Source organism: Streptomyces sp. ActVer (genome assembly GCF_027270795.1).
Lineage (GTDB): Bacteria > Actinomycetota > Actinomycetes > Streptomycetales > Streptomycetaceae > Streptomyces > Streptomyces umbrinus_A.
The window spans coordinates 1-7444 of the sequence record NZ_JAPWHT010000494.1; the positions used below are offsets into that span (position 1 = coordinate 1).

A 7444-nucleotide genomic window follows, 5' to 3' on the forward strand; every position below is an offset into this window, starting at 1 on the left:
CCAGCGCCGCGCCGAGACGTTCCTGCGCACCCCTCAGGCGGCGGGAGCGGGCGATGGCGCGGTCCAGGCGCTCCCCGCCGCGCCAGGCCAGCCGGTACGCCACCAGGTCGCCGAGGACCGAGGCGGTCGCGGCGCAGAGGGTCAGCGCGAGGAGGTCCGGCACGTGCGCGGCCGGGATGTCCGGCACGTGCACGGCAGCCGCGCCGGTACCGGCCGCGGCCGCCGTCGCCGCCGTGATGACGAGGACGCCGCTCGGCAGTACCGGCAGAAAGACGTCGAACAGGACCGACACAGCCACCACGGCATAGATCCATTGGCTGTAGATCCAAGGGCTGCCGGACAGCGACCCCACACTCTCAAGCACCCGAACTCCCCTGTGTCTCCCCCGTAGGCCCGAACCGTGCCGTGATGCCGCGATGTCGCGGGGGAGCGGCAGGAGCGGCCTGTGACAGCCATACAGCGTACGCCTCGGGTCCGACAGGAGATCCACAGGGGGCACGTGCGTTCGCCACATCATGTTCACCCGGCTGCCGCTTCCCGGCGGGCGGGCCGGCGCCGCGTCCCGTACCAACGGAAAGGGGCGGCCAACGGTGTGAGGAGCGGAACGAGCGATGGTGTCAGGAATGGCGGCAGTACTAACAGGTCGGACAGAGCGAACAGGGCGAACGGGCCGGACGGGCCGGACGGGCCGGACGGGTCGGGCAGGAAGAACGGGAGCGGTGGGGCTCGTCGTCCTGGCGTTGGCGTCGGCCGCGCTCGTGACCGGCGCGGGCGGTGCCCACGGCGCGACCGGCGGCGATGGCGGCACGGTCGAGCCGGGCGGCGGTACGGGCGGCACCGGCGGCGAGCACGGCTACTCGATGCGGACGGACGCCCGCTTCGCCCCGCCCGGCGCCTTCGTCCCGTCGGCGGCCGTCACGTACGACATGAGGCTCGTGCCCGCCGGCTCGCGGATCGAGGTCGGCCAGCGCAGTTCCGAGCGCGGCGCCACGACGGTGAAGGTGCGGCTGACCGGGCTGAAGGCCGGCCACGAGTACGGCGCGCATGTGCACCGGAAGCCGTGCGGCGCCGATCCGGCCGCCGCGGGTGGGCACTACCAGCACCGGCCGTCCACGGACCCCGCCAGTATGAACCCCGACAACGAGGTCTGGCTCGACTTCACGGCCGACGCGCGTGGGGCGGGTGGGGCGAGTGCGCGGCACGACTGGAACTTCCGGTTCGGGGAGGCCGCGTCCGTTGTGCTGCACGGTGAACAGGGTGGCTCGGGCGTGCGGTTGGCCTGCTTCACGGTGCCGTTCGGCGGGGCGTGAGTGATCTCTCGGCCGGGTGTCCGTCTGTGGGTGCGTCGTGGCTGGTCGCGCAGTTCCCCGCGCCCCTTTGGGGCGCGGGTGCCCGCCCCTCGATGCGGCAGGGGCGGGCACGGCTTGCTTGCGGGTGCGGGTGTCAGGCCGTGATCGGCTCCGAGGAGCGCTTCCCGTCCGAGGGCGAGGACGCGGACGAGCGGCCCTTGAACAGCCGGTCCAGGCCGAGCGCGCCCGAGCCGGTGAAGACCAGCAGGAACATCGACCAGGAGTACATGGCCGCGCCCTCGCCGTTGTTCCGGATCGGCCAGAGGTGCTCGGGCTGGTGGACCTTGAAGTACGCGTAGGCCATCGCGCCCGACGCGATGAACGCCGCGATACGGGTGCCGAGGCCGAGCAGGACCAGGCTGCCGCCGACGAGCTCGATGACGGCCGCGTACCAGTTGGGCCAGGCGCCGGTCTCGACGGTGGAGCCCTTGCCGTCCAGGCCGCCGAGTACGCCGAGGAGCGAGACGGCGCCGTGGCAGGCGAAGAGCAGGCCGATGACTATGCGGAACAGGCCGATGGCGTACGGCTGGGCGCTGTTGAGGCGTCCGGTCATGTGGGGGAACTCCTTCGGTCTGGATCCGGTCCCGGAAAGGGGCCGGTGTGGGGGACGGAACCGAGTGAGTGCTCCACGTTAGGTCTGCCTAATCGATGCTTGCAAGTTCAACTTTTGGCCATGCTTGTGGGTGTGCTGTGGGTTCCGGATCCGCCTCGCGGCCTTGTCCCGCTTGGTCCGCGGCCGTGCGCAGAACGGCCCGCGCCACCGCGTCGGCGTCCGACAGCGTGACCGAGTCCACACCGGGCCGGGCCCCGGCGGCGGTCACCCAGTGCACACCCTCCGTAGGCACTCCGATCGCGAACCGCCTTGCGTGCGCGTGTCCCTGACGGTCGATCAGACGGTAGGGGCGCTGTGTTACGTCCAGCCCTCCGGTTTCGTAACCGTCCACCGTGTGCGGGCGGCACTGGCCCGTCTTCAGGAGCCGGGCGAGGAGTTCGTCGGCCGTCCGCCGGAGGTCCGGCTCGGGCAGCCGTGCCTCGACGAGCGTCGTCGCCGTCACGGTCGAGCCGGGCACGTCGGGGGAGTGCGCCACCCACGCCCCGTCCTCGGCCCGTACCTCCAGCCGAGGGCCGAGCACCTCCAGGACGCCCGCCTCGATCAGTGCGGTCATCTCCTCGATACGGCGCCGGGGCGGACCGATCGACAGGAACGCGTTGAGCGGGGTGTACCAGCGGTCCAGGTGCTCCCGGCGCGAGACTCCGCCGAGCCCGCCGTGGTCGACGATCTGCCGCAACTCGTTGCGCAGGTCGCGCAGTACGTCGAGAGCCGCCTTGAGGGGACCGTCGACGTTGCCGAGCGCGGCCTGTGCGGCGTCCTCGCGGAGATGGTCCAGCAGCCACTTCCGGAAGTCGCCGGTACAAGTGAAGACCCGACCTCCGTACGGCCGTGAAATCCGGTCCCAGGACCAGCGGTCGGCCTCCGCGATCCCGAACTCGCCCAGGACCAGGGCCTCTTGGGCATCACGGTGGGGGACCGAGAGGAAGCGCTCACGGAAGCCGCGTATCAGGGTGGCGTCGGGTCCCAACAACCCCTCGTAATAGACGGTTTCGACCTCCTTCGCCACCAACGGCCATATCTCCGTGAGGAAGTCCGGCGCGTCGCCCGAGTCCGCGCGTTTGCGGAAGCGGGAGATGACGTGCGGGGTGAGAACGAGGGGTACGTGACGCCCGTACGGGCCCTTCGCGTTGTCGCCGCGGGCCTGGTACGGGATGCCGCGGCGGGAGCCGGCCCGCAGGTGCGGCTCCCGGCCCGAGGGGAGGTAGCGCAGGCCGGCCGGGGTGCGCCGGAAACGCCCGCCGCGGGCCGTCGTCAACAGCGCCATGTGGTCGAAGAAGTTGAGGCCCAGACCGCGCAGGAGGACGGTCTCGCCGGGGGCGACGCAGGAGAGGTCGAGGTCCGCCGGGTTGGCGGGCGGGACATGGCGGAGGCCGTGGCGATCGGCGTACGCGGCCAGGCGCTGCTGTGCCCGGTCGGCCACGGCCGGCAGATGGCCCTGGGCCAGGACCACGGCGGACAGGTCCGGGAGGGTGCGGCCGTTGTCGAGTACGAGGATCTGGTGGCCGTCGGCCGTCTCGTCGAGGCGGGTCGCGCGCGCCCGGTGCGTCAGGACCCGAAGCGCGGGCGGTGCCCCGCGGACCACCTCGCCGAAGACCCACTCCAGGTACTGCCCGTACTGGGCGCGGGTCGGATAGTCGTCCGGGCCCAGCTCGCCGTCGGCCCAGGTGTGCAGGCTCGGGCCGGGGCGTATCGGGCCCGAGCAGTCCACGCTGTCGTCGGTGAAGAGGGTGACCTGCGAGGCCACGGTGTTCATCAGCAGCTCGGCCGGCTGGGCGGTGCGCCAGACCCGGCCGGGGCCCGGCGGTGACGGGTCGACGACATGGACCGTCAGACGCGTGCCGGGCGCGAGGAGCTCGGGCGCGGAGGCGCAGAGGCGTTCCAGGACGCTGGTGCCGCGGGGGCCCGCGCCGACGAGCGCGATGGACACGGCGGACGCAGCCCGACCTCTTTCGGACGGTGTTGTCTCCGCCGGGTCCGTGGTCCGTGCCGGGTCCGTCGGCTCCGCGGTCGCTGCAGACAAAGGTGTGACTCCCGGACAGGTGGGGCGCTGGGCAGAGCACACCGTCCGCCGGAAGCGGACGGTCCGCATCATCATGCCGTCGCGCGCCACGGGAGCCGAGCCCTGGAGCGGATCAACCGGGCCGGTTGTGGGATGCGTCACGAGCACCACGGGCACCAAGCGTGTGCATCACGGGCAACACGACAGCACTTGGGCAACGTACGCAACGTGCGCAAGAAACGTATGCAATCGGGGAATTGCGGGACGCGGCCGGGCGCCGTGAGCGTCCCCCGTCGCGGGTCGCGTGAAGAGCGCTTGCGCGTGGGGGAGTTGTTACTCTCCGTGTCCGTGTGTCAGCTGAGTTCGGATTCGACGATCGTCCGCAGCCGGGCCGGGCCGCCCCGTTCCTGCCGCGCCTGGTCGAGTCGCAGGCGTGCCGAACGGCCGCGCAGGGTCAGTGTCATGAGCTGGTTGCCGAACCAAGGGCCGCCGGTTTTCCGCCAGTCGACGGGCGGACGCTCAAGTCTGCCGTGCCGGGCGAAGCGTCGGCCGATCGCGCGGCCGACCCCGCTCCAGCCGAAACGGAAGCCGAGTCTTATCGAGAGCGGGATGGAGTTGTGCACGGGGGAGCAGGTCAGCTGGAGCACCCGGGCGTCGGGTCCCGGCAGGCCCTCCCGCCAGACCGGCTCTGCGATGTACGCGTGGTGCACGTCCCCGGACAGCACGCACACCGTCGCCGGCGCCTGCGGTCCCGAGCCGGCCTCGGTGATCAGATCCGCGAGCGAGTCGAACGACGACGGGAACGCGGCCCAGTGCTCCAGGTCCGCCGCCCGCCGCAGGTTCTCCCCGAACCGGGCCCAGCGCTCGCCGCGCTCGCCCCGGCACAGCGCGGCGTTCCAGCCCTCCGCGTCGTGCACGAGGTTGGGGAGCAGCCAGGGCAGGGAGGTGCCGATGAGGAGGTGGTCGTACGAACCCGGCTCCTCCAGCACCTGCTCGCGCAGCCACGCCTCCTGGGCCGGGTCGAGCATCGAGCGGTTCTTCTCGTCGAGGACGCGGGCCGCGCGGGAGTCGACCATCAGGAGCCGGGTGCGGCCGAAGTCGCGGCGGTAGCTCCAGCGGACCGAGGCCGGGTCGTTGTCGGCGCGGGCGGCGAAGGTGCGCAGGGCGTCCGTGCCGTCGGGAGTGGCGCGGACCGCTTCGTACAGGGGGTCCTCGGCGAGGCGCTCGGGCGGGAGGTTGCCGAGGTGCTGGTGGACCCAGTACGACATCAGGCCGCTCAGGATCCGCTCGCGCCACCAGGGCGTGGCCCGCATGTCGGCGACCCAGGCCTCGCTGGTGTTCCAGTCGTCGATGACGTCGTGGTCGTCGAAGATCATGCAGCTGGGCACGGTGGAGAGCAGCCAGCGGATCTCGGGGTCCAGCCACGATTCGTAGTAGAGGTGCGTGTACTCCTCGTAGTCCGCGACCTCGGCGCCCGGCGGTTCGTTCAGCCCGCGGCGGGCCTTCAGCCAGCGGCGGGTGGCGTCCGAGACCTCGTCCGCGTACACCTGGTCGCCCAGCAGCAGCAGGACGTCCGGGCGTTCGCTCTCCGGGTCCGCGGCGATGCGGGCCGCGAGGGTGTCCAGGGCGTCCGGGCCCCCGGGGTCCTTCTCGTCGGCGGCCGGTGTGGCCCAGCGGCAGGAGCCGAAGGCGACCCGTACGGTCTCGTGGTCGTCCACCGGGGTGTGGATGACCGAGGGCGGGAAGCGGGAGTCGGGGAGCGGCCAGACCTGTACCCCGTCGAGCAGTACCTCGTACGGGGACCTCGCGCCCGGGGTCAGTCCGGTGACCGGGATCAGGGCGTAGTGGTGGCCCGCGATCTGGAAGGTGCGGGACTCACCGCCCGCGCCGTCCGGGCAGCGCACCTCGGCGGTGCACGGGCGGCTCGCCTCGACCCAGATGGTCGCGGACGAGCCGTCGACGTACCTCAGCAGTGGACCCAGGCGCAGTCCCGCCACGCGATCACTCTCCTCCGTCGCCCCGTACGGTACGGAACGACGGAGGTGAGCGGGGAGGTTCCGTGCATGGTGCAGTTGATCAGGTGCCGATCGGGCGTACATCAGCTGTCCGCCGGTTGTCCGTCAGCTGGTGATCTGCTGCCTTTTGCTGCCGGTCGGCCGTGGATCGGCTGGTGATCAGCAGCCGCTCAGTACCGAGCTGAGCTTGCTCTTCTCCGCCGAGTCGACGGAGAGGTCGTAGTAGTACTTCACCTGGACCCAGGCGCGTACGTAGGTGCAGGCGTAGGCCGTGCGGGACGGCATCCACTCTGCCGGGTCCTGGTCGCTCTTCGACTGGTTCACGTTGTCCGTGACGGCGATGAGCTGCGGGCGGGTGAGGTCGTTGGCGAAGGCCTGGCGCGTGGACGCGGACCAGCTGTCGGCGCCGGAGTCCCAGGCCTCGGCCAGCGGGACGAGGTGGTCGATGTCGAGGTCGGAGGCGGCGGTCCAGGTCGCGCCGTCGTAGACGGAGTACCAACTGCCACTGGTGGCCGCGCAGGCGGAGCTGGTGACGACGTTCGTGCCGTCGCGCTTCAGGACCGTCTCACGGGTGTTGCACGTGCCACTGATGGTGATCCAGTGGTTGAAGAGATCGCGGTCGTAGCCGGTACGGTCCTCGGTCGCCACGGTGAGCGAGGCGAGGTAGGTGCGGGCGGTGGCCGCGCTGACCGGGGTGGGCAGTGCGGCGGAGGCGGTCGGGCCGTTGAAAAGCCCGACCATGGCTATCAATCCGGCGAAGGCGGCCACTAGACTCAGCCGTCGACGCGCGTAGATCTTCGGCATGCGAACTCCCTTGGGGTGGGGGGAAGTTGACCTGCGAGCGACTGAATGCTCGCGGTGGCCGGTTTCCGGGAGATGTGCGTCAGGTGAGAAGTTAATGACGCGGGCATGACACAACAAGGGGCGGGGCGGGACTTTCGGGTTTCGGCCGGCCCCCTTGTCGTGGGTTCGTATGGAATGGGGTCCCTGGGGTGGTAGCGGGATCGGGCCTTTGTTTTGTACCGTGGAGGAACAAAGTGGCTCCCGCCCGCACTCCCTGACCGGCGGGCGGGGCCGCCTTGTCCCCCCGGGGGTCACGGAATGGCCCCGCCCGGGACCCTCCTCCACGCTTTGGAGCATGCCGATGACGGCGTCAACCGTGCTGACCGCCCGTGCCCTGCTGCTGGACATGGACGGCACCCTCGTCAACTCGGACGCCGTCGTCGAGCGCGTGTGGCGCCGCTGGGCCGACCGGCACGGGCTCGACGGGGACGAGGTCATGAAGGTCGTCCACGGGCGGCAGGGGTACGCGTCGATGGCCGTGCTGCTGCCCAGTCGGCCGATGGAGCAGAACTACGCCGACAACGCGCGGATGCTCGCCGAGGAGACGGCGGACATGGACGGGGTTGTCGCGATTCCGGGGGCCGCGGAGTTTCTTGCCTCGTTGCGGGGGGTGGTGGCCCATGCG

6 protein-coding genes and 1 pseudogene are annotated in these 7444 nt (G+C 71.2%); 2 read left to right on the forward strand and 5 right to left on the reverse strand.

Going from position 1 to position 7444, the window contains the following annotated elements; all coding sequences use genetic code 11:
* Nucleotides 1–364, reverse strand: a pseudogene (locus O3Q52_RS45195) (hypothetical protein); the annotation flags it as partial.
* A gap of 355 nt (nucleotides 365–719) precedes the next feature.
* On the opposite strand from O3Q52_RS45195, the gene O3Q52_RS45200 reads away from it, so the two are divergent.
* Nucleotides 720–1310: a superoxide dismutase family protein gene (locus O3Q52_RS45200; RefSeq protein ID WP_269654319.1), complete on the forward strand. Its 591-nt coding sequence runs from the start codon at nucleotides 720–722 to the stop codon at nucleotides 1308–1310.
* Between the two features lie 133 nt (nucleotides 1311–1443).
* Here the strand turns inward: O3Q52_RS45200 and O3Q52_RS45205 are convergent, their stop codons facing one another.
* The 4 genes from O3Q52_RS45205 to O3Q52_RS45220 all read right to left on the reverse strand — a co-directional run bounded on the left by O3Q52_RS45205 (nucleotide 1444) and on the right by O3Q52_RS45220 (nucleotide 6780).
* Entirely contained in the window at nucleotides 1444–1902 is a 459-nt protein-coding gene (locus O3Q52_RS45205; RefSeq protein WP_269654320.1) for a DoxX family protein, read from the reverse strand.
* An 88-nt stretch (nucleotides 1903–1990) separates the two neighbouring features.
* Nucleotides 1991–3889, reverse strand: a complete 1899-nt coding sequence (locus tag O3Q52_RS45210; protein WP_269654321.1) for an FAD/NAD(P)-binding protein — start codon at nucleotides 3887–3889, stop codon at nucleotides 1991–1993.
* Nucleotides 3890–4314: 425 nt separating this feature from the next.
* Nucleotides 4315–5958 carry an alkaline phosphatase D family protein gene (locus tag O3Q52_RS45215; RefSeq protein ID WP_269654322.1) on the reverse strand — a complete coding sequence of 548 codons (1644 nt, stop codon included), beginning with the start codon at nucleotides 5956–5958 and terminating at the stop codon, nucleotides 4315–4317.
* 177 nt (nucleotides 5959–6135) lie between these two features.
* A complete protein-coding gene (locus O3Q52_RS45220) occupies nucleotides 6136–6780 on the reverse strand; it encodes an HNH endonuclease family protein (RefSeq protein ID WP_189838102.1) in 645 nt (214 codons plus the stop codon).
* Nucleotides 6781–7114: 334 nt separating this feature from the next.
* Here O3Q52_RS45220 and O3Q52_RS45225 point away from each other — a divergent pair.
* Nucleotides 7115–7444, forward strand: a 330-nt coding sequence (locus tag O3Q52_RS45225) for an HAD hydrolase-like protein (protein WP_332113005.1), incomplete at its 3' end; no start/stop codon positions are given.